The sequence below is a fragment of the Sutcliffiella halmapala genome (assembly GCF_002019665.1).
In the GTDB taxonomy this organism is placed as follows: domain Bacteria; phylum Bacillota; class Bacilli; order Bacillales; family Bacillaceae_I; genus Sutcliffiella_A; species Sutcliffiella_A halmapala.
Map to the genome: position 1 here is coordinate 4,611,898 of NZ_KV917375.1, position 22,462 is coordinate 4,634,359.

The 22,462-nt window shown below is 41.0% G+C and carries 15 protein-coding genes, 7 tRNA genes and 3 rRNA genes; 3 read left to right on the forward strand and 22 right to left on the reverse strand.

All coding sequences use genetic code 11. From position 1 onward, the window contains the following. Window positions 1-404: 404 nt before the first annotated feature. Entirely contained in the window at window positions 405-836 is a 432-nt protein-coding gene (locus tag BK580_RS22655) for a GNAT family N-acetyltransferase (RefSeq protein WP_078382509.1), read from the reverse strand. Between the two features lie 276 nt (window positions 837-1,112). Between BK580_RS22655 and BK580_RS22660 the strand changes: the two genes are divergently transcribed. Then, window positions 1,113-1,505, forward strand: a complete 393-nt coding sequence (locus tag BK580_RS22660) for a DUF3888 domain-containing protein (RefSeq protein WP_408055268.1) — start codon at window positions 1,113-1,115, stop codon at window positions 1,503-1,505. Between the two features lie 623 nt (window positions 1,506-2,128). Here the strand turns inward: BK580_RS22660 and BK580_RS22665 are convergent. The 8 genes from BK580_RS22665 to sigW all read right to left on the reverse strand — a co-directional run bounded on the left by BK580_RS22665 (window position 2,129) and on the right by sigW (window position 12,560). After that, window positions 2,129-3,136 (reverse strand): IS1595 family transposase, encoded by a 1,008-nt coding sequence (locus tag BK580_RS22665; RefSeq protein WP_078381946.1) that lies wholly within the window; start codon window positions 3,134-3,136, stop codon window positions 2,129-2,131. 334 nt (window positions 3,137-3,470) lie between these two features. Continuing rightward, window positions 3,471-4,334, reverse strand: a complete 864-nt coding sequence (gene phaZ / locus BK580_RS22670; protein ID WP_078382511.1) for an intracellular short-chain-length polyhydroxyalkanoate depolymerase — start codon at window positions 4,332-4,334, stop codon at window positions 3,471-3,473. 851 nt (window positions 4,335-5,185) lie between these two features. Beyond that, window positions 5,186-6,988 (reverse strand): glutamine--fructose-6-phosphate transaminase (isomerizing), encoded by a 1,803-nt coding sequence (glmS, locus tag BK580_RS22675; RefSeq protein WP_078382512.1) that lies wholly within the window; start codon window positions 6,986-6,988, stop codon window positions 5,186-5,188. A gap of 446 nt (window positions 6,989-7,434) precedes the next feature. Continuing rightward, a complete protein-coding gene (glmM, locus tag BK580_RS22680) occupies window positions 7,435-8,781 on the reverse strand; it encodes a phosphoglucosamine mutase (RefSeq protein WP_078382513.1) in 1,347 nt (448 codons plus the stop codon). Window positions 8,782-8,801: 20 nt separating this feature from the next. Next, on the reverse strand, window positions 8,802-10,055 hold the full coding sequence (locus tag BK580_RS22685; RefSeq protein WP_078382514.1) for a CdaR family protein: 1,254 nt from the start codon (window positions 10,053-10,055) through the stop codon (window positions 8,802-8,804). Then, complete coding sequence (gene cdaA / locus BK580_RS22690; protein WP_078382881.1) at window positions 10,048-10,869, reverse strand: diadenylate cyclase CdaA; 822 nt, start codon at window positions 10,867-10,869, stop codon at window positions 10,048-10,050. Before cdaA ends, BK580_RS22685 begins: the two co-directional genes overlap by 8 nt. Window positions 10,870-11,361: 492 nt before the next feature. Continuing rightward, window positions 11,362-11,976, reverse strand: a complete 615-nt coding sequence (locus tag BK580_RS22700) for an anti-sigma factor family protein (RefSeq protein WP_078382516.1) — start codon at window positions 11,974-11,976, stop codon at window positions 11,362-11,364. 20 nt (window positions 11,977-11,996) lie between these two features. Then, window positions 11,997-12,560, reverse strand: a complete 564-nt coding sequence (gene sigW, locus BK580_RS22705; protein WP_078382517.1) for an RNA polymerase sigma factor SigW — start codon at window positions 12,558-12,560, stop codon at window positions 11,997-11,999. A gap of 178 nt (window positions 12,561-12,738) precedes the next feature. On the opposite strand from sigW, the gene BK580_RS22710 reads away from it, so the two are divergent. Further along, entirely contained in the window at window positions 12,739-12,909 is a 171-nt protein-coding gene (locus BK580_RS22710; RefSeq protein ID WP_078382518.1) for an aspartyl-phosphate phosphatase Spo0E family protein, read from the forward strand. Window positions 12,910-13,124: 215 nt separating this feature from the next. Here BK580_RS22710 and rocF read toward each other — a convergent pair whose 3' ends face one another. The 12 genes from rocF to BK580_RS22770 form a co-directional block, all read right to left on the reverse strand. Next, window positions 13,125-14,024, reverse strand: coding sequence for an arginase (gene rocF, locus BK580_RS22715; protein WP_078382519.1), 900 nt, complete (start codon window positions 14,022-14,024; stop codon window positions 13,125-13,127). Between the two features lie 289 nt (window positions 14,025-14,313). Continuing rightward, window positions 14,314-14,386, reverse strand: a tRNA-Lys gene (locus BK580_RS22720). A 2-nt stretch (window positions 14,387-14,388) separates the two neighbouring features. After that, window positions 14,389-14,463: transfer RNA gene (locus BK580_RS22725), tRNA-Gln, on the reverse strand. A gap of 154 nt (window positions 14,464-14,617) precedes the next feature. Continuing rightward, window positions 14,618-14,701, reverse strand: a tRNA-Tyr gene (locus BK580_RS22730). Between the two features lie 11 nt (window positions 14,702-14,712). Then, window positions 14,713-14,788 (reverse strand) — tRNA-Val (locus BK580_RS22735). Window positions 14,789-14,802: 14 nt separating this feature from the next. Further along, window positions 14,803-14,877: transfer RNA gene (locus BK580_RS22740), tRNA-Glu, on the reverse strand. Between the two features lie 16 nt (window positions 14,878-14,893). Then, window positions 14,894-14,966 (reverse strand) — tRNA-Thr (locus BK580_RS22745). 1 nt (window position 14,967) lies between these two features. After that, window positions 14,968-15,042, reverse strand: a tRNA-Asn gene (locus tag BK580_RS22750). Between the two features lie 9 nt (window positions 15,043-15,051). Beyond that, window positions 15,052-15,168 (reverse strand): 5S ribosomal RNA (rrf, locus tag BK580_RS22755). 118 nt (window positions 15,169-15,286) lie between these two features. Beyond that, window positions 15,287-18,218, reverse strand: a 23S ribosomal RNA gene (locus BK580_RS22760). A 235-nt stretch (window positions 18,219-18,453) separates the two neighbouring features. Beyond that, window positions 18,454-20,003: ribosomal RNA gene (locus BK580_RS22765) — 16S ribosomal RNA — on the reverse strand. The 16S, 23S and 5S rRNA genes sit together here with 7 tRNA genes alongside, the layout of an rRNA operon. Window positions 20,004-20,518: 515 nt before the next feature. Continuing rightward, window positions 20,519-20,755 (reverse strand): hypothetical protein, encoded by a 237-nt coding sequence (locus BK580_RS22770; RefSeq protein ID WP_078382520.1) that lies wholly within the window; start codon window positions 20,753-20,755, stop codon window positions 20,519-20,521. A 143-nt stretch (window positions 20,756-20,898) separates the two neighbouring features. On the opposite strand from BK580_RS22770, the gene pdaB reads away from it, so the two are divergent. Continuing rightward, complete coding sequence (pdaB, locus tag BK580_RS22775) at window positions 20,899-21,663, forward strand: polysaccharide deacetylase family sporulation protein PdaB (RefSeq protein ID WP_078382521.1); 765 nt, start codon at window positions 20,899-20,901, stop codon at window positions 21,661-21,663. Between the two features lie 37 nt (window positions 21,664-21,700). Here pdaB and BK580_RS22780 read toward each other — a convergent pair whose 3' ends face one another. Next, complete coding sequence (locus tag BK580_RS22780) at window positions 21,701-22,315, reverse strand: KinB-signaling pathway activation protein (RefSeq protein ID WP_078382522.1); 615 nt, start codon at window positions 22,313-22,315, stop codon at window positions 21,701-21,703. Window positions 22,316-22,462: the final 147 nt, after the last annotated feature.

Consider the following 22,462-nt stretch of genomic DNA (forward strand, 5'->3'; position numbering starts at 1 on the left):
TGCTACCCTTCCCCCATTTATCAATATCATCATTCCCCTTCTTATATTATATATCTAATTATAAGGATCAAAAGGTCGTGATCACAGTGACATATGTAATTGATATTCCTTGAGTATCATGAAAGACTTACATCTGAAAAGCAAACCGTTCATGGGCAATTTTTATAAACGATTTACATATGAAAGAAGACAAAAAAGGAATGGCATCTACGCGACATACCAATCCCCATTCTTACTTTTGATAAACCTTTATCATATTCTTTTTAATTACCTGAAACCATTTTAAAAAAAGGTTGATCAAAACGGCTTATTCCTTATAAGAATTTAGTTCAGTCTTTATAATAAAGTTTGATCTCTTTTGTTGTATGATCTTCAACTAAAACCTGTTACTTGAAGAAAGAGTATTATAATTTAAGTAATAAAACCTTCTTTTCATAGTTGTCTAAACACCATTGAAACTTCTTTAAAATATGATTGTTAATTTGTTCCCTATCATGGTCAAGTTCTTCAAACCCAAACTCCCCATAAAAACGCTTTAATTCTTCAAATGGTAGACAGTAAACTTCTTTTAAATTCCTTTTTTTAGCTTCATTTACCAAGTAATCAACTAATTCTCTTGCAAGCGATTGTCCTCTGAACTCATCTAATACATATATACCGCCAATTTCAGCTTCTTCTTCATTAAGATAAACAACTCTTCCTACGCCTGCAAATTTATTATTATATGTAACTATTGCAATTGTTTCATTTTCTAAATTACTCGGCACAAAGCCTATTTTTTGATATTGTTCATTTACCCATTGGAGTTCCTTTTTAGTTACTAATTTTATTCCCATGTCTTTTTCACCTTCCAAATTAGCTTATCCTGGTCACTAGTGTTAATAAAACAGGCATCTAGTTTTCTCTAATACGGATCCTTTTGTTAACTTACTCTATACTTTCTCGGATAATGATAAAAACAAAGGACTTCTTTATTAACAATCATTTTCCAATATTTAAATATTAGCAGCCATTTACTTTCCGTCATAAAGCTAACCTTTATAAACAGTTTAATTGCTTAGTTAGGAAATACTACAATATGAAAGGAGATTTTTATGAGAAAGACTAATCTAATGTTTGTAATTTTGTCCATTATGTTATTATATTCACCAGTTAATGTCTATGCAAAACCTACGGAAGACTCAGAGCAGCTTAGGTTACAGGATATGCTTATGAACATGCTCGCTCCTTATATTCAAAAGGATTTACAGAGCTATTATTATCCAAATATAATAAAGGATTTTGGACCTCACGTTACTCCATGGAAAATCGAAATTATCCAAACTAAGAGAGCACAACACTTCCGTGGTTTTATATTAGATATTACATTTGATATAGAGCCTACCGATGGTGGACATAATATTTCTATTGGCAAAGATCGAATGACCTACCGAGTTTCCTATGGACCTGAGGTTAAGTTGATAAACCATACTCACTTAGAGACATATAAATACCCTCCTGACTGACAAAAAACAAGACTGTTATTCTATTAACCTGACTCGTTAGACAAATTAGCATGAAAGGGACTCCGATTCGAAGTCCCTTTTCTTACTCCTTTTTTGTAAATTCTCCATTATGAACTTCCAAAAGGATATCCCAATCATTTATCCATTCTTTTTTATTGCCTGTTTTCTAAAATATTGTGGTTTTTTCAGCAAAAGGTAATTATTCGTGACAACGATAAGTATTAATATTCAGATTATATTGATAAAAATACCCCATTAGTGTAAAATTACACTATGCAGAAATTGGAAGGGGTGTGAATTTTAATGACGTTTTTATCTATGATTGGTGTGTTGATTTTAGGTATAGTAATCTTAGTAATAGGGTTTGCAACAAAAAAATTATGGTTGAAAATAATTTCTATTGTTCCTCTTGTTATATCTTCGGTTCAAATCATTTATGTATTGTTTATGGTTGGTTAACTAAAAACAGGTTCATTTCTTCTTAAAATTCGCAAATAGTTCATTCACTTAGTAATTTGTATCGGAATAGAAGCTAAAGAAAATCTTAATTACAGTTTCGTTTTCATATAACGAAACTGTTTTTATATGCAAAAATCATCTTGCTCACCATCTTGCAAATCAATTTAAGCAGCTCTTAGTTCCTCAATCGTTGCGTAATTGGATCCCCTGCAACACCCCAATAATAACGAATTAATCTGCTCCTCAAAAGGTAATTTTTTATTTAGTTGGAGAAAACGGAACCAATACAGGTAATTGTCTAACCATCGGGTCGAAACCCCTTGAAATCTATCCAGCCACCGCTTTAATTGGTTATGGTAGCTGTTTACGTGTTGAATATGGTAGATATGCTTTCGTACATAAATCCCTTTTCTTGCATTGATGGTTTCGTGCGGTAGTTTCTTCAACTTGGCGAATTTCTTGTAATTTGTCGCCGTATCGGTACACAAGATACTGGATGAATCGATAAAATCCCCCAACACACTCTCGATTTCAGAGGCAGTTGTTCTCCCATAGCCATTTTTACGACTGATGATATTGCCGTTTCTATCCATTGCCACCAGGATGCTTACCTGACTTTTACTGATCCCACGCTCAGGAGCCACTCCACCACGTTTACGAGACTTCCTGTGAGAGATATGCTTGCTTCCCTTCATACTTTCTAGGAGGTAAGTTTCATCGCTTTCAATGACACCTTGAAGAACACTGTCACCAATGGAACGGACAGCATTTAACACTTTATGCCTCCAGTAGAATGCCGTAGATATATGGATATTCAGACGCTTTACAATTTTGGGAAGGGTGTATCCTTCCACCATCAACTCGATGTACTGAAGCCACAGATGAGGTTTATGTGTGCCTCCTATGGGAGTATTGGTCATATCGTTGAAAGTCTTAAAGCAATCCTTACATTTATAGCGTTGGCGACCACGATATTTTCCGTGTCGAACTACCGCAGTTGATCCACAATGAACACACCCAAGTCCCTCGCTGAAACGAGTTTCGCGAATGTTGGAGATAAACTTGGCAATATCGGATTTGATGGAAGTTTTATCCCGTTCCAAAGCACGAATAAACTTATCCTTTTCTACGTCAGGCAAATGATTAAAAGTTTGATATACCTTTTTCCACATCGGAACTACCTCCCGTACATACGTTCTTTATAGTATTATATGAGAGTAGAATAATATCCACAATATTTACGAAAACAGGCTTTTTATTCTATTAAAAGCCCTTATAAACAAAAAAGCCCTATATTACTGTAAACAGAAGAAGCCATTGTGGGAAATAGATTGATCAGAATGGATTCTTTCTTTGTACTGTGTTTTTCAAATTTTATAAGAAAGTTTAATCATTTTCCACCTGCGTTATTCCACAATCGCGCTTCGTTTGAGAAAGATCGGGTATACTGAAAATTAGTGGTATTAGTTGAAGACCAATTAAACCACGACTAAAATAATAATGCTATCAAGTTACATTAAAAAATTTATCCGTTTCTTCAAGCACCTTTTCTATATTGTCTATCAGCAAAGCATGCCCGGCGTTTATTGGTGAATAACTGAATTTAATTCCAGCCTTCTTCAAATCCTCAATTAATTCAAGGGTCATTTCTTCAGAAGTTAATAGATCATTTTTTCCCCAAATCACTAGGATTGGCGCATGAATATTTTTTATTTCCCCAGTACCTTCAACAACACCATTAGACACTGTACTTATGTTGAAAATATTCGCTGCATGTGCAGCATCAAGCATATTCCGCTGCTGAGTTGCACTTATTAAATATTTTCGATACTGTTCATCATTTGGTTGGTTAATTGAATATAGTAATTGATCCATAGCTGCTTTGAAAAAGGTTTGGTTATTAGTTCTCTGTGCATCTAACATCATACTCAATCCAGGGGCAGTAGCTATTTGATCTTTTGAATGAATTCTTTCACCATTTGCATTAAAAGCTGGGTAGCCTCGTGTAGACATGGAGGAAAGCAAAACCATTTTATTTACATGTTCTGGGTAATCAGCAGCAAACTGCATGGCTACACCACCACCGTTTGACCACCCTATTAAATAAACTTTCTTCAAATCTAATTGATCAACAAATTGTTTAAGATCTTCCGAAAAATCTCTTATAGAATTTATAGACTTATGATAGGTTGAATTCCCATACCCACGTAAATCGACTGCATAAATTGTATAAATTGAATCCATTTTTTCAAATAACAAATCATATTGAACGGATGATGCCATATTTCCATGAATTAAAAGTACAACATGTTCTCCGCCTTGCCTTTTTATATAGGAAAGATTTTCGCCATTATTCAATCTAATATTCATAAAAGTCCTCCTTTTTTGAACACAAAAAGCTGCCAGAAAATACGTTTTCGAATTTCACGGAGAAGTAGTATTTTAACGCTTATGCTTTTGGACCGGCTACAACTCGCAATAAAATATCGGCTCCGGAATTTGGTAAACTTCGTCTACAGGCATATTGAACGTTATCAATATTGTTCTGGATCCGTCGTAGGGTAACGGCCGCCTATATTCCATATTGTCAGTTTTGCTCTATGATCCTCAATAAACGAAAGGACCGCTAGATGCGTTTTTTCAGGATTGTCTTCCTTGAGAAGGATAGTCTATTTCTGCTGGTAATGAGAAGATCTTCTATAGTGTAGGATGCTCTAGTGAGGTATATGGATCGTTAATGCCATGCTTCTACATTCATTGTACCGTGTTGTGTTTTCATTTCCCAGTGCTCTTTCTCTCGCGGATAGATTGACAATGGTTTAACTACGGGAAGTTTTCTAAGTCAAAGGAAACTCGCCTTTGTTGGTGATGGCATGTTGGTTTATAAAATAATGCATATGTGCGATGTTGTCAACAGAAACTTTTCTAAGACGTATTTCATCCCTGATTTCTCGCAAAATCTCTTTTAGTCTTTACTCCCTTTAAACTAGTTGAACGACCCATAACCAAGGATTATTATCTGTTCCAATACTGTACCTCGTTCTGCTTAATCCACTGTTCAATCTTAGATGTTCGATTTCTTTTCAACATAAAAACACCCCTTTAGATAATCATATCTAAAGGGGTATAGTTTCGCGACTTTCTTCAAAACATCGCATCTTTTTTATAAACATCGCGATTTTATTTCAGAGCTACAATTTGTGTTTTGAACAATAAATAAATTACTCCACCGTCACGCTCTTCGCAAGGTTTCTTGGCTTATCAACATCACAATCTCTGTGTAATGCTGCGTAGTAAGAGATCAGCTGTAGTGGGATAACAGAAACAAGTGGAGATAGTAATTCGTTTACCGCTGGGATAACGAAGCTGTCTTCTTCTGTTTCTAGGCCTTTCATGGAAATGATACAAGGGTTTGCACCGCGGGCTACTACCTCTTTGACGTTACCGCGGATGCTTAAGTCTACTTGTTCTTGTGTAGAAATAGCGATAACTGGTGTACCATTTTCGATTAGAGCGATTGTTCCGTGTTTTAGTTCTCCTCCAGCAAATCCTTCTGCTTGGATGTAGGAGATTTCTTTTAGCTTTAATGCACCTTCAAGACCTACATAGTAGTCCATTGTACGGCCGATGAAGAAGCAGTTTCTTGTTGTTGATAAGAATTTACGTGCAAGGTTTTCTAGCTCTTCTTTTTCGTCACATAGAATTTCCATCGCATTTGCCACGATTCCAAGGTCTTGCACGAGGTCGAATTCTACTGTGTGCCCTTTTGCTTCAGCAAGTACGGAAGCGAAAATTGCTAGTACTCCTAATTGTGCTGTGTAAGCTTTTGTAGAAGCAACGGCAATTTCTGGACCAGCGTGAAGAAGTAATGTGTAATCTGCTTCACGAGAAAGCGTCGAGCCTTGTACGTTTGTAATCGTTAATGCTGGGTGGCCTAAATCCTTTACTTGAACAAGCACAGCACGGCTATCCGCAGTTTCTCCGCTTTGAGAAATGAAGATGAATAGTGGCTTTTCAGAAAGAATTGGCATGTTGTAGTTAAACTCACTTGCTACGTGTACTTCTACTGGTACTTTTGCAAGCTTTTCGATCATTTGGCTACCAACTAGACCTGCATGGTAACTAGTTCCCGCCGCTACGATGTAGATGCGGTCTGCTTGTTGCGTTGCTTGGATGATGTCGGTATCAATCGTTAAGATACCAGTTTCATCTTGATATTTTTGGATGAGCTTACGAATTACTAATGGCTGCTCATCGATTTCTTTTAACATGTAATGTGGGTATGTGCCTTTTTCTATATCACTTGCATCAATTTCTGCTGTATATGGAGCGCGCTCCACGATCTCACCGTTTAGCTTTTTGAGTGTAACGGCTTCTTTTCTCACGATAACCATTTCTTTGTCCATTAACTCAACAAATTGGTCCGTAACTTGAATCATTGCCATTGCGTCACTAGCTACAACGTTAAAGTCATCTCCAACACCTACTAGTAATGGGCTTTTGTTTTTCCCAACATAGATCGTTTCTGGATCTTCGTTATCGACTAATGCAATCGCATAAGAACCTTTAAGAATTGCCAAAGTACGACGTAAAGCTTCTTCGATGTGTGATCCTTCTTGTGCAAATTTCTCGATGATTTGTACAACAACCTCTGTGTCTGTTTCACTCACAAGGTTTACATCTTGAAGATATTCACGCTTTAGGATTGCATAGTTCTCAATTACACCATTATGCACAAGTGTGAAACGTCCAGAAGTACTTTGATGTGGATGCGCATTTACTTTACTAGGTACACCGTGTGTTGCCCAACGTGTATGACCGATTCCAACAGAAGCTGTTACATCATTATCCACAATTGCACGAAGGTCTGCGATACGACCTTTCTCTTTGAATACGTGAACACCCATTTCGTTCATAACAGCAATACCAGCTGAGTCATAGCCACGGTATTCTAATTTTTCTAAGCCTTTTAAAAGAATTTCCTTTGTATCTTGTGTTCCAATATATCCTACGATTCCGCACATGTTAGTTTTCCTCCCAAAGTAGCAGGGACAAGAAAGCACACCATAATAAAGGGACAGTCCTGCCCCCACATTACCTATAAATTATTTTTTTAAATCATAGTACCAGTCTTTGTACATAAAGTTGCCTTTATGCTTTAAACTGATCTTTATCGGTTGTGATTGGCAACCGGGAGGCATCCGCCGAAATATCGATAAACCTCCACCTCGTCAACTAAGCTATCATTTCCGTACAATGCTTAGTTCAGGCGCTTTTGGTAAAACTCTCTAACATCTATGCTCCTTTCTATTCTTGAATAACAACAAATAATATCTTACATTCCTTTCCTCTTTTCGTCAATCTTTTTACTAATTCTCTTCCAGTAAATAGAAAGGAATTATAATAAAAGATATGCATACACTGCATGAAGGGTGCGGTGTATGCATATCTTTCTCTTTGTTATAGCTTATTATTCTGTTCCCATTTCCTCACGTACAACAGCAACAATTTTTTCAACATATTCATCGCAAAGCTCTTGAGTTGGTGCTTCTGCCATTACACGTACTAATGGCTCTGTTCCAGATGGACGCACAAGGATACGACCATTTCCACCCATTTCCGCTTCCACTGCCTCGATAACAGCTTTTACTTTTTCATTCTCTGTAACATGGTGCTTGTCCGTTACTCTCACGTTCACAAGTAGTTGCGGGAATTTCGTCATTTCGCTGGCTAGCTCTGATAAGCTTTTCTTCGTTAGCTTCATGATATTAACTAGCTGTAATCCAGTAAGCATGCCATCTCCTGTAGTGTTGTAATCAAGGAAAATGATGTGTCCAGACTGCTCTCCACCTAATAGGAAGTTGCCATTCTTCATTTCTTCCACTACATAACGGTCTCCAACAGCTGTTTGCTTTGTTTCCACATTATGTGCTTCTAACGCTTTGTAGAAGCCTAAATTACTCATGACAGTCGACACTACCGTGTTATGACGAAGACGACCGTGCTCACTTAAATACTTCGCACAAATGAACATGATTTCGTCACCATCGACGATTTGCCCTTTTTCATCAACTGCAATAATGCGGTCTCCATCTCCGTCAAACGCTAACCCAATGTCTGCGCCTTTTTCTAGCACTAATTTTGCAAGTGTTTCTGGATGTGTAGAGCCAACACCCTCATTTATGTTTAAGCCGTTAGGAGCTGATCCCATCGTTGAGATGTCTGCTTCTAAATCAGCAAAAAGATGCGTTGCGTGAGAAGAAGTTGCACCGTGTGCACAGTCTAAAGCAATATGTATGCCAGAGAAATCTTCATCTACAGTTTGTTTTAAGAATTGAAGGTACTTTTGCCCGCCTTCGAAATAATCATTTACTTGACCAAGGTCTGCTCCAACAGGACGTGGTAGCTGATCTTTCTCTTCATCTAGAAGCGCCTCAATTTCCGCTTCTTGGTCATCTGATAGCTTAAATCCGTCTGGCCCAAAGAATTTAATCCCATTATCTTGTACCGGGTTGTGTGATGCAGAAATCATAACACCTGCTTGAGCTCCCAATGCTTTTGTTAAGTAGGCAACACCTGGTGTTGAAATGACACCTAACCGCATTACTTCCGCTCCAATTGATAGTAAGCCTGCAACTAAAGCTCCCTCTAACATATGACCAGAAATACGTGTATCACGACCTATTAAAACTTTCGGACGAGTGTGATCTTTTGTTAATACATAACCTCCGAAACGTCCGAGTCTAAATGCAAGTTCTGGCGTAAGTTCCGAGTTTGCAACTCCACGCACTCCATCCGTACCAAAATATTTACCCATCAGTAAATCGCTCCTTTTTACTACTCTCTAATTTCTATTAATCTAAATTTCACATTTCGTTTCGGTAAATCCCACGACACATTTTGCGGGCCATTTATCTCAAGAGGCAACTCATGGGCTCCCTCACCAAGGTCCGTCACATTAATGTACATTTCCATATCAGTGCTGTTTAACCCCTCAAGCACACTTGGTGCGCCTAATACGGTTAAGTCCATCAATCCATTTTCTGGGTCTATCATTTCTAGCTCTAGGTTAGCAGATAACCCGATATATTTAATAGGTAAATTAGTGAAAGTCTTTTGTTCTTCCTTTTCTACCTCTACTTTTATATTAATCTTCTCTGGCACCACTCGTCTTACTCCATCAGGTACAGGAACATCGACCTCAATCGTTGTACTTTTTGTAATTTTAGTCAAATCAAGATCAATGTTATCCAGGTATTCGATTTTATCAATTACGCCCTTTGGTCCATAAATCGTTACTTCATTCGGGGTTGCCTCGACTTTTTTAATGCTCAAGTCTTCTTTTAAAGAGCCTTTTCGATTGATTCTCAGTGGAACTGCTTTATATGGACTAGTAATAGGTACGCTTACGTCTACTACCGCTGGCTCTACTTCGACATTTAAGGTATTACCCTCTCGGTCATATACGGTTACTCTCGATTGTTGCTCGATGGATTCATTGACTCCCTTTAAATCCACTCTCGCTTTCACTAATGCAATGCTATCAATAAGCTCTTTAGATCCTGTCACCTTTACGATATTCGGTTTTACAATCGGCTGCTCTGGTTGGTAGCCTTCTCCTATTTGTGCTCTGTTTATAAAATCAACCTCAACAGGAAAATCCTCGGTGATTTTTTCTTGAATAGTTACAGAAGCGACTCCTGGCTCAATCGTAACATCTAGTTTATTAGATATATTTCGCCATTGTAAAGGTACTTGATGAGTCCCTATTTCCAGGTTACTTAAATCTAAGTACACTTCGAAATCCTTTTGAAGCGCTGCTGGCTTCACTGTTCCAGTTGGTCCTTCTAAGGTAACTGCCACACTCTGTGGAAGACCGGATACTACTAAATTATCCCGATCATAATAGGCAGAAACCGGAACATCTGTAACAGTTTCCACATCAACGCTTCTACTAGGGAATGGGGAAGGAGTGCTACTGCCTCTTTGTTGGGTGGACGTCGTGTCAATATTAACGGACATGTAGAGCATAAATGCTAGTAGTAAGGCAATAATCTTCATGATCCATCGTTTATTTATAAACTTATCCATCCTTCTTCACCCTCCATTGCCAGCGTGTTGAGGAAGCTGTTTTCATACTAGTTTCCATTTCCTTCATTAATAACTCACTGAATAGCTCTGGTTCTAAATCTCGATGAAGCTCGCCATTCTTCGTTACAGAAATACTTCCTGTTTCCTCAGAAACAATAATCGTTACACTATCTGTTACTTCACTAATTCCTAATGCTGCACGATGTCTTGTCCCTAATTCTTTAGAAATAAATGGGCTCTCAGACAACGGTAAATAACAAGCAGCTGCAGCAACCTGATTCTTTTGTAAAATAACTGCTCCATCGTGAAGAGGCGTATTCGGGATAAAAATATTGATTAATAGCTCAGATGAAACTCTCGCTTGTAACGGAATTCCCGTTTCTATGTAATCTCCCATACCTGTTTCTCTTTCAATTGTTATAAGAGCCCCAATACGTCGCTTTGCCATGTATTGAACAGACTTCACGACAGCTTCTACCATTTTCGCATGTTCCTCTTCATCCGGAATGCCACTTCTAGAGAACAACTTCCCTCTACCTAATTGTTCCAGTGCCCGACGTAGCTCTGGTTGGAATATTATAATAACTGCTAAAAATCCCCAAGTTAACGCTTGGTCCATCAACCATTGTAAAGTGCTTAGTCCCAAAAAGCTACTGATAATTCTAACCACAACAATAACGGTAATTCCCTTTAATAGCTGAACAGCTTTAGTTCCACGTATTACCATGATGAGCTTGTATATGACAAACCACACCAATAATATATCTATCACATTTGCTAAATAATTTATATAGGGTATATCTCCAAAAGGTATCTCAAAAGGCATTCTCACACTTCCTTTGTCAGTACAAGATTTATGTATCAAGTACGAAAACCGTAACTATGTTATTATAACATAAATTTAATGCTAGTTAATAAAACCACGATGAACTGTATATTCAGGCTTGATAAGTAAAGTGGCCCTCTTTAAACATCCTGTTGATCTCCGTGCTAGGTGTTCGCTTTCCGCGGGCGGTCTCGGGAGCCTCCTCGGCGAAAAGTACGCCTGCGGGGTCTCCCTTGACACGCTCCTCCCGCAGGAGTCTCACACCTTGCACTCCGATCAACAGAGGAGACGGGCTAAACATAACGTTTAATGAGCCATAGTCTTGTATTAATCTCCCATGTTGAAAGTTAACACTATAGCAACTTTGTCATGGCCTCTTACGAACAGAAGTGTCTTTGTGGTTGAACAATATTCTATACTTATTTTATTTTTTCCTTAACACAGAAAAAGATGCTTGATTGTTCAAGCATCTTAGACGAACTATTCTTCAAATATACTTAGTGCTTTGGTAAATCCATCTTTGATTGAAAACCAGATCCAATCAAACAATTCGTTAATTTCTTTAATATCTCCGGTTACTTGTCCTGCTGATGCCAGATAGTTCTCCCCGTTGATTACAGTCACATTCCCTTTGACTTCGCCTTCTACACGAATGTTTCCGTTCTTCACCACGACGTCCCCTTCAACGACCTTACCATTAGGAACAACGACCGTACTATCCTCTAAAACTAAATTGGGTTGATTAGTGAAAGATAATTCATCTTTCTGCCAGTTCCCAAACATACTACCTGTCATTAAAATAAAGAAAATCGCTGCCGCAACGAATAACGGATGACTCCTCATCCATCTGTTCATTCCAATCGTTTTCTTTTCTTTCGGCAAACTGTTCATCACTCGTTGCGTGAAATCATTTGGTGCTGCTATATGAGATGTACTTTGTACAAGGGCCATCGCCTTCTCTAACTCATGAAATTGTTGATAACAATTCTGACATTCTTGAAGATGAGCCTTTAGCTCTTGTTCTTGGACTTTCTCTAAATCACCATCTAAATACTCATGCATTTGCTGGACGACATGTTCCGGACATTCTTTCATTTTTTCTTACACCTCCAGAATTAAACATGGCGCAATTGCTGCCTTAGTGCTTCTCGCCCTCTGTGTATTCTTGTTTTTACGGTACCTACTGGGATTTCGAGTATCTCGCTTATTTCAATTAATGAGAGCTCATCAATGTACTTTAAAACGATTACGGAGCGATATTTATCTGGAAGCTTTAAAATCTGCCTTTGAATTTCATTTTGAAGCTCCATACTTGCAACCTCTTCCTCAGGTAACGCAATATCTGCTGCGACTTGAGAATACATCGTTAACCCATCCGTTCCAGCAACTTCCGCATCCAAATAATAATCTGGTTTTTTCTTTCGTATTCGATCAATTGTTAGGTTTGTCGCAATACGGTAGAGCCATGTCGAGAATTTTCGGTTTGTATCATAGCTGTTTATATTAATATATGCTCGAATAAACGCTTCCTGTGCAACATCTTCTGCCTCATGTGCGTTTCCTACCATACGATAAACAAGCTGATAGATTTTATCCTTGAAAATCTCAACTATTTCTCCAAACGCATCTTGATCGCCCTTTTTTATCTGCTTAATTCTCTTTTTTATGAGTTCTTCCATTCCGTTCCCCCGTTGTCTGGCGGTCTTCTATACATACGGACCTAGCCTAAAAAGGTTTCATTTTTTTCTATAATTATATTTTAACAAAAAATAACTAAAAATGTTTAGAAAAGGATAAATCAGGGTACTTTTTACTAAAATTATTTTTTCTCATTCTATAAAAGAGGAGTGTTTTCCAGTGTCTACCCACGCTACCGTCTATTTAGAAAATGCAATTGAGAGAAAAAGGGAAGAAATGATTAGTCTGTCCTTTAACAATCATCTTCAATCAAAAGAAGTAATAGATGCAAGCACCTCACTTGACTCCTTAATCAATCAATATTTGCAACTTCAAAGAACAAAAGCGTAAGCGCCTCGTTCAGCCCCAACCAGCATAAGACAGTTTTCGGACGAGGTTGTTCTTTGGCCACCGCAGAAAACTGTCTTATGACCTCGAGGGGCTAGGCGCTGGAGCTGGACGTAACTACCCTAGCTTAAAAACCTTGTCCTAAAAGCGTATTTTATACTTTCTTACCAAATAAAAAAATTTGCCAGCAACGAATTAATCGTTGCTGGCAAATTTTTTTAAAGTAACTTTTCACCAAAAAGTGACCCCATCAACGCAACTGCAACAGTTGCCGTTTTATTTCGCTCATCAAGAATTGGGTTCACTTCCACAAACTCTGCTGAAGTTAAAATATTTGCTTCCTCCAGCATTTCCATCGCTAAATGACTTTCTCTGTATGAAATTCCACCTAAAACTGGTGTTCCTACTCCAGGTGCGTCATGCGGATCTAAGCCATCTAAATCTAAAGAAAGATGTACGCCATCTGTTCGTTCTTTTAGATACGCAATCGCTTCCTCCATCACCGCTGTCATACCCATTCTATCTATCTCATGCATCGTAAATACTTTAATGCCTTTTTCCTTTATAAGTACTTTCTCCCCTTCATCTAAAGAGCGCGCACCGATAATCACAATATTTTCCGGCTTTATCTTCGTTTCATAGCCACCGATACCAGTTAAGGTCGGATTTCCTAAGCCAAGGCTTACCGCAAGTGGCATCCCATGAATATTACCTGAAGGAGATGTCTCACCTGTATTTAAATCCCCATGCGCATCATACCAAATCACGCCCATATTAGGATAATGCTTCGCAAGTCCAGCAATCGTACCAATGGCAATACTGTGATCTCCACCTAATACTAAAGGAAACTTCCCTTGTGTGACCACTCCATCTACCTTTGCAGCAAGCGTCTCACTAGCCTCCGCAACCGCTTTCAAATTTTTTAAATTGCTTTCATTAGAAGTTGTTCTCTCCCTGGATCCAATCTCGATATCACCTAGATCCTCAATTGTATGCTGTAACTTCTCTAACCTATCAACTACTCCAGCATAGCGAATCGCACTAGGACCCATATCCACACCTCGGCGTGTTTGTCCTAAGTCCATTGGTACACCAATAATACTAATATCCTTTTTCATGAACAGTGTCCTCCCTTTTCCCTATTACTATCATTGTATAGTGAAAAGACCTATGACTCAACTCGACATATTATTGAATATATATGCAGTTCTAAATTATTAAACAGTTTTTAGCATTTCTGATTCTGAGCTTGTCGGCGCTACAGACACCTTTCTTTTCGAGAAATACAAAAAACCTCAGACTGATATAATAGTCTAAGGTTTATCTATGTAATATTCTCTTTTGAAATGCTCTTGATGAATCCTAGTGGAATCAAATAGTTATACTATTATCATTTTAAATAAATTATGTGCCATGAAGGATTCGAACCTTCGACCCTCTGATTAAAAGTCAGATGCTCTACCTACTGAGCTAATGGCACGTTGGCTGGGCTAGCTGGATTCGAACCAACGCATGTCGCAGTCAAAGTGCGATGCCTTACCGCTTGGCTATAGCCCATCGAAGTTACTTCGTGGATTACTCTCACGAAAATGCTACATAAAAAAATCAAACCTATTTAAGTTAATTACTAACTTCATTTAGTATCTCTACTATTCAGGTGTTTATACAGCTTTCCAAACAAAAACTCCGGAATTCACATTCAGAAGTTAAATGGTGGAGGGGGGCAGATTCGAACTGCCGAACCCGAAGGAGCGGATTTACAGTCCGCCGCGTTTAGCCACTTCGCTACCCCTCCAAAAGGGTATATGGTGGAGGATGACGGGATCGAACCGCCGACCCCCTGCTTGTAAGGCAGGTGCTCTCCCAGCTGAGCTAATCCTCCGTAAAATAAAAAAATGGTGACCCGTACGGGATTCGAACCCGTGTTACCGCCGTGAAAGGGCGGTGTCTTAACCGCTTGACCAACGGGCCTATATAATATTGTCTAAGCTTCCAACCGGATTCGAACCGGTGACCTCTTCCTTACCATGGAAGTGCTCTACCTGCTGAGCTATGGAAGCATGGCTCCACCAGTAGGATTCGAACCTACGACCCTTCGGTTAACAGCCGAATGCTCTACCGCTGAGCTATGGTGGAACAATACTAGCCTGGCAACGTCCTACTCTCACAGGGGGACAGCCCCCAACTACCATCGGCGCTGAAGAGCTTAACTTCCGTGTTCGGTATGGGAACGGGTGTGACCTCTTCGCTATCGCCACCAGACAAATAATATTATATGTTTTTCAGAAAGAAAACAAGAGAATATTCCTCTTTTTATATTCTTTCAAAACTAGATAACGTATTTTCATATCAAGATTCACTAAGTATCGTTCATTGTTTTTGGGTTAAGTCCTCGATCGATTAGTATTCGTCAGCTGCACATGTCGCCACGCTTCCACCTCGAACCTATCTACCTGATCATCTTTCAGGGATCTTACTAGCCGAAGCTAAAGGAAATCTCATCTTGAGGGGGGCTTCATGCTTAGATGCTTTCAGCACTTATCCCGTCCGCACGTAGCTACCCAGCTATGCCTTTGGCAAGACAACTGGTACACCAGAGGTGCGTCCATCCCGGTCCTCTCGTACTAAGGACAGCTCCTCTCAAATTTCCTGCGCCCACGACGGATAGGGACCGAACTGTCTCACGACGTTCTGAACCCAGCTCGCGTACCGCTTTAATGGGCGAACAGCCCAACCCTTGGGACCGACTACAGCCCCAGGATGCGATGAGCCGACATCGAGGTGCCAAACCTCCCCGTCGATGTGGACTCTTGGGGGAGATAAGCCTGTTATCCCCGGGGTAGCTTTTATCCGTTGAGCGATGGCCCTTCCATGCGGAACCACCGGATCACTAAGCCCGACTTTCGTCCCTGCTCGACTTGTAGGTCTCGCAGTCAAGCTCCCTTGTGCCTTTACACTCTACGAATGATTTCCAACCATTCTGAGGGAACCTTTGGGCGCCTCCGTTACTCTTTAGGAGGCGACCGCCCCAGTCAAACTGCCCACCTGACACTGTCTCCCAGCCCGATAAGGGCTGCGGGTTAGAATTTCAATACAGCCAGGGTAGTATCCCACCGACGCCTCCACCGAAGCTAGCGCTCCGGCTTCTCAGGCTCCTACCTATCCTGTACAAGCTGTACCAAAATTCAATATCAGGCTACAGTAAAGCTCCACGGGGTCTTTCCGTCCTGTCGCGGGTAACCTGCATCTTCACAGGTACTATAATTTCACCGAGTCTCTGGTTGAGACAGTGCCCAGATCGTTACGCCTTTCGTGCGGGTCGGAACTTACCCGACAAGGAATTTCGCTACCTTAGGACCGTTATAGTTACGGCCGCCGTTTACTGGGGCTTCGGTTCAAAGCTTCGCTTGCGCTAACCTCTCCCCTTAACCTTCCAGCACCGGGCAGGCGTCAGCCCCTATACTTCGCCTTACGGCTTCGCAGAGACCTGTGTTTTTGCTAAACAGTCGCCTGGGCCTATTCACTGCGGCTCTCTCGGGCTTTAACACCCTAACAGAGCACCCCTTCTCCCGAAGTTACGGGGTCATTTTGCCGAGTTCCTTAACCAGAGTTCTCTCGCTCACCTTAGGATTCTCTCCTCGCCTACCTGTGTCGGTTTGCGGTACGGGCACCATACTCCTCGCTAGAGGCTTTTCTTGGCAGTGTGAAATCAGGAACTTCGGTACTATATTTCCCTCGCCATCACAGCTCAGCCTTATATGAGAAGCGGATTTGCCTACTTCTCAGCCTTGCTGCTTGGACGCGCATATCCAACAGCGCGCTTACCCTATCCTTCTGCGTCCCCCCATTGCTCAAACGGAGTGGAGGTGGTACAGGAATATCAACCTGTTATCCATCGCCTACGCCTTTCGGCCTCGGCTTAGGTCCCGACTAACCCTGAGCGGACGAGCCTTCCTCAGGAAACCTTAGGCATTCGGTGGAAGGGATTCTCACCCTTCTTTCGCTACTCATACCGGCATTCTCACTTCTAAGCGCTCCACCAGTCCTTCCGGTCTAGCTTCAACGCCCTTAGAACGCTCTCCTACCACTGTTCAAAGAACAGTCCGCAGCTTCGGTGATACGTTTAGCCCCGGTACATTTTCGGCGCAGAGTCACTCGACCAGTGAGCTATTACGCACTCTTTAAATGGTGGCTGCTTCTAAGCCAACATCCTGGTTGTCTAAGCAACTCCACATCCTTTTCCACTTAACGTATACTTTGGGACCTTAGCTGGCGGTCTGGGCTGTTTCCCTCTTGACTACGGATCTTATCACTCGCAGTCTGACTCCCATAGATAAGTCTTTGGCATTCGGAGTTTGACTGAATTCGGTAATCCGATGAGGACCCCTAGTCCAATCAGTGCTCTACCTCCAAGACTCTAACATATGAGGCTAGCCCTAAAGCTATTTCGGAGAGAACCAGCTATCTCCAGGTTCGATTGGCATTTCACCCCTACCCACACCTCATCCGCTCACTTTTCAACGTGAGTCGGTTCGGGCCTCCATTCAGTGTTACCTGAACTTCACCCTGGACATGGGTAGATCACCTGGTTTCGGGTCTACGACCACGTACTCATTCGCCCTATTCAGACTCGCTTTCGCTACGGCTCCGTCTCATCGACTTAACCTTGCACGGGATCGTAACTCGCCGGTTCATTCTACAAAAGGCACGCTATCACCCATTAACGGGCTCTAACTACTTGTAGGCACACGGTTTCAGGATCTATTTCACTCCCCTTCCGGGGTGCTTTTCACCTTTCCCTCACGGTACTGGTTCACTATCGGTCACTAGGGAGTATTTAGCCTTGGGAGATGGTCCTCCCTGCTTCCGACGGGATTTCTCGTGTCCCGCCGTACTCAGGATCCACTCAGGAGGGAACGAAGTTTCAACTACAGGGTTTTTACCTTCTACGACGGACCTTTCCAGGTCGCTTCATTTACCCCGTTCCTTTGTAACTCCATGTTGAGTGTCCTACAACCCCAAGAGGCAAGCCTCTTGGTTTGGGCTAATTCCGTTTCGCTCGCCGCTACTCAGGAAATCGCATTTGCTTTCTCTTCCTCCGGGTACTAAGATGTTTCAGTTCCCCGGGTCTGCCTTCAGTACCCTATGTATTCAGGTAAAGATACTACTCCATTACGAGTAGTGGGTTTCCCCATTCGGAAATCTCCGGATCAAAGCTTACTTACAGCTCCCCGAAGCATATCGGTGTTAGTCCCGTCCTTCATCGGCTCCTAGTGCCAAGGCATCCACCGTGCGCCCTTAATAACTTAACCGTTGACAAACTTAATTGTCGTGTTTTTCGATAACAGCGATGTTATCTAAAAGAAAATTACTAAGATGAACGATACTTGTGAATGTATCTTGATATTACTTACGTTATCTAGTTTTCAAAGAACATACATAGCGACTGATTTCCATCATATTAAGGAGGAATTTCAGTGCGTATATAATCATTTGAGAGAATGCTCTCTCAAAACTAAACAAAACAAACAGCGTCTTTTTCCTTAGAAAGGAGGTGATCCAGCCGCACCTTCCGATACGGCTACCTTGTTACGACTTCACCCCAATCATCTGTCCCACCTTAGGCGGCTGGCTCCAAAAGGTTACCCCACCGACTTCGGGTGTTACAAACTCTCGTGGTGTGACGGGCGGTGTGTACAAGGCCCGGGAACGTATTCACCGCGGCATGCTGATCCGCGATTACTAGCGATTCCGGCTTCATGCAGGCGAGTTGCAGCCTGCAATCCGAACTGAGAACGGTTTTCTGGGATTGGCTCGACCTCGCGGTTTTGCTGCCCTTTGTACCGTCCATTGTAGCACGTGTGTAGCCCAGGTCATAAGGGGCATGATGATTTGACGTCATCCCCACCTTCCTCCGGTTTGTCACCGGCAGTCACCTTAGAGTGCCCAACTGAATGCTGGCAACTAAGATCAAGGGTTGCGCTCGTTGCGGGACTTAACCCAACATCTCACGACACGAGCTGACGACAACCATGCACCACCTGTCACTCTGTCCCCCGAAGGGGAACGCCCTATCTCTAGGGTTGGCAGAGGATGTCAAGACCTGGTAAGGTTCTTCGCGTTGCTTCGAATTAAACCACATGCTCCACCGCTTGTGCGGGCCCCCGTCAATTCCTTTGAGTTTCAGTCTTGCGACCGTACTCCCCAGGCGGAGTGCTTAATGCGTTAGCTGCAGCACTAAAGGGCGGAAACCCTCTAACACTTAGCACTCATCGTTTACGGCGTGGACTACCAGGGTATCTAATCCTGTTTGCTCCCCACGCTTTCGCGCCTCAGTGTCAGTTACAGACCAGAAAGTCGCCTTCGCCACTGGTGTTCCTCCAAATCTCTACGCATTTCACCGCTACACTTGGAATTCCACTTTCCTCTTCTGCACTCAAGTTCCCCAGTTTCCAATGACCCTCCACGGTTGAGCCGTGGGCTTTCACATCAGACTTAAGAAACCACCTGCGCGCGCTTTACGCCCAATAATTCCGGACAACGCTTGCCACCTACGTATTACCGCGGCTGCTGGCACGTAGTTAGCCGTGGCTTTCTGGTTAGGTACCGTCAAGGTGCGAGCAGTTACTCTCGCACTTGTTCTTCCCTAACAACAGAGCTTTACGACCCGAAGGCCTTCATCACTCACGCGGCGTTGCTCCATCAGACTTTCGTCCATTGTGGAAGATTCCCTACTGCTGCCTCCCGTAGGAGTCTGGGCCGTGTCTCAGTCCCAGTGTGGCCGATCACCCTCTCAGGTCGGCTACGCATCGTTGCCTTGGTGAGCCGTTACCTCACCAACTAGCTAATGCGCCGCGGGCCCATCCATAAGCGATAGCCGAAACCATCTTTCAATAAAGAACCAGGAGGTTCTTTATATTATCCGGTATTAGCTCCGGTTTCCCGAAGTTATCCCAGTCTTAAGGGCAGGTTGCCCACGTGTTACTCACCCGTCCGCCGCTAACTTACAAAAGCAAGCTTTTGTAAGTCCGCTCGACTTGCATGTATTAGGCACGCCGCCAGCGTTCGTCCTGAGCCAGGATCAAACTCTCCAATAAAGAGTTTGAGCATTTGCTCAAAATTTAACTAGCTTGTGTTACTTTTTCGTTCTTTGTTAATCATTATAGATTAACGTGGACGCTGTTGTTTTGTTTAGTTTTCAAAGATCATTTCAATCGCTTAGTCGCTCAGAGGCGACTTTATTAATATAACATGTTTCATTGTTTCGTGTCAACATGTTTTTTTATTTTCTGTCTTGCGAGCGTTTGTCTCTCGCAGCGACAAGTAATAATATATCATGGATCTCAAATAACCGTCAACCACTTTTTCAAAAAAATATAAAAAACTACTTTCATGTTGAAATTAAGCTTGAAAGTTAAGCTCCATCTATCTAATTTCTTCAATATAACAAAAAAGAAAACCTTCGTATAGGTCCCACTCCCTTCTCCTACAATCGATAGGTATCAGGGAATGCAGGAAGTTCGTAGTTCGCTTTCGTTACGCAAAGTGCAAACTATTTATTACTGCTGGTATACAGTTCTCAACTTATACACCCTTAGCAGCTTCAATTTCCTTATAATGTTTCCCTTTCCCAATTAACAGCCCTAGAACGAATATACTTTATGCATTCAGTCGGCGGAGCAACTCTCTTGAATATATTATAAAGAATTTTATAGCGTTCCTCCATGGCATGCTTTACTATCCTATCTATACGTTTATCTTCAAAATCGTGAAGCAGTTCCTCTAACTCTCTTTTTAACAAGTACTCCAATTCTTTTACTTCTTTATTATTGAACAACATTCCAATCATTTTTTCACCTCAAGTTAAAAATCGTTATATTGTATTTTTTTCCATAAAACTATTTTTTATGAAACATTTTCTCGAATTTTTTTATCATAAGTTTTGTCCCATTGAATATTTATTAGTAGATACCGTGGACAAGGGGGAAAAGTATGAATTTTTTCTATGTGATTAACGGAAGAAAGTTCAAGCAATTATCAATCATCATTTTGGCATCTTTCTTTACCGCTGGGATCTTATATATAGAGAATTTTTCTAATCTACCGGTATTTTCAGCGAAGGATGTTCCAAAAGCGATTTATAAAGGAGAAGGGAAAATAAAAGAGGTCGCTTTATCGTTTGATATCAGCTGGGGAGATGAAAAGGCGCTTCCTATCCTCGATACGTTAAAAGAAAATAATGTTGTAGGCGTTACATTCTTCTTGTCTGCTTCTTGGGCAGAGAGACATCCCGAAATCGTTAAACGAATAGTAGAGGATGGTCACGAAATAGGTAGCATGGGGTATGCTTATGAAAACTATAAGGATTTAGAGGACTTAAAGATGAAAAGGGATATATTAAAGTCATTGGAGGTTTTTGAGAAACTTGGGGTTAAAGAGGTTTCTTTACTACGCCCTCCTAAAGGGGATTTTGATAAGAGAGTCTTAAAAATCGCTAATTCATTAGGGTTTACAATTGTGCATTGGAGCATCGATTCTCATGATTTAATTAATCCCGGGAAAGAAATTATTGTGGATAATGTGACAAAGCATATAAGCAATGGGGATATCGTTCTTCTCCATGCATCAGATTCCGCCAAACAAACAGAGGATGCCCTACCTGAAATCATTCAACATATTAAAAACAAAGGATTAGAAATTAGCTCAGTAACGGAGCTAATAAATAATACGAAAGCAGAAAGCAAAGAAATTCAATAAAAAAGGCGTCCTTCAATATTTAGAAGGACGCCTCTTTTTATTTTGCAGTAACTGCTTTTCCTCTCGGTTGATTAAGCTTATGTAAAATCAACATCTGATAGGAATTACATGCTAGCAGTGGGAACAACATAAGCAAAAGCCACGCTGGTTCATTTTCACGAAGTACCGGGAACCATTCAACCGTTGTTACTACTACCATGAAAAATAACGCTGGAATAAATGCATGTCGATTCGTTTGTGCTTTTTTTACAAATGCCACCATTAACCCATAAATCAGTAGGAAAATGGGGAATGCAAAGTAAGGAAACAAGGAATCCCCTTCATTTGCAAATGCAATATATCGGAAATACACTAAATCGAATAAAACAAAGATAATCAAGACTACTTGTACAGTACTCCAATACGATTTGAAAATACCTAAACCAAAACGATGGAGCGTTAGATAGGCAAAGAAGCCCATTTGACTGATGACGCTAAAGATTAATCCGATCCCGATATACCAAAACGTGACAGATAAGAGCTCCATCACATCTCCGGAAGCAACTATTTCACTATGTTTATGCCAATCCACAACGAAAGCTACAATAACTGTACTAATTCCACCAACAAATAATGTGGAGAGAAATAATCGAACCCAATTACGACTGTTCACTTTTCTTTTCCTCCATTAAAAACAGATTAAAGACACCAATTATGATTGTATCAATTGACGAGTGAAAAATCTATATTGTGCCACATTCAAATTTGTATATTTCATTAAAAATGTCACATATTAAGTGTATGCAAAACCTGTTGAAAG

What these genes read in the sequence shown, in the direction of transcription:
- BK580_RS22655 (WP_078382509.1), bottom strand. Translation starts at nt 836, where the DNA reads ATGGGAATAAAATTAGTAACTAAAAAGGAACTCCAATGGGTAAATGAA.
- BK580_RS22660 (WP_408055268.1), top strand. Translation starts at nt 1,113, where the DNA reads ATGTTTGTAATTTTGTCCATTATGTTATTATATTCACCAGTTAATGTC.
- BK580_RS22665 (WP_078381946.1), bottom strand. Translation starts at nt 3,136, where the DNA reads ATGTGGAAAAAGGTATATCAAACTTTTAATCATTTGCCTGACGTAGAA.
- phaZ (WP_078382511.1), bottom strand. Translation starts at nt 4,334, where the DNA reads ATGAATATTAGATTGAATAATGGCGAAAATCTTTCCTATATAAAAAGG.
- glmS (WP_078382512.1), bottom strand. Translation starts at nt 6,988, where the DNA reads ATGTGCGGAATCGTAGGATATATTGGAACACAAGATACAAAGGAAATT.
- glmM (WP_078382513.1), bottom strand. Translation starts at nt 8,781, where the DNA reads ATGGGTAAATATTTTGGTACGGATGGAGTGCGTGGAGTTGCAAACTCG.
- BK580_RS22685 (WP_078382514.1), bottom strand. Translation starts at nt 10,055, where the DNA reads ATGGATAAGTTTATAAATAAACGATGGATCATGAAGATTATTGCCTTA.
- BK580_RS22700 (WP_078382516.1), bottom strand. Translation starts at nt 11,976, where the DNA reads ATGAAAGAATGTCCGGAACATGTCGTCCAGCAAATGCATGAGTATTTA.
- sigW (WP_078382517.1), bottom strand. Translation starts at nt 12,560, where the DNA reads ATGGAAGAACTCATAAAAAAGAGAATTAAGCAGATAAAAAAGGGCGAT.
- rocF (WP_078382519.1), bottom strand. Translation starts at nt 14,024, where the DNA reads ATGAAAAAGGATATTAGTATTATTGGTGTACCAATGGACTTAGGACAA.
- BK580_RS22770 (WP_078382520.1), bottom strand. Translation starts at nt 20,755, where the DNA reads ATGATTGGAATGTTGTTCAATAATAAAGAAGTAAAAGAATTGGAGTAC.
- pdaB (WP_078382521.1), top strand. Translation starts at nt 20,899, where the DNA reads ATGAATTTTTTCTATGTGATTAACGGAAGAAAGTTCAAGCAATTATCA.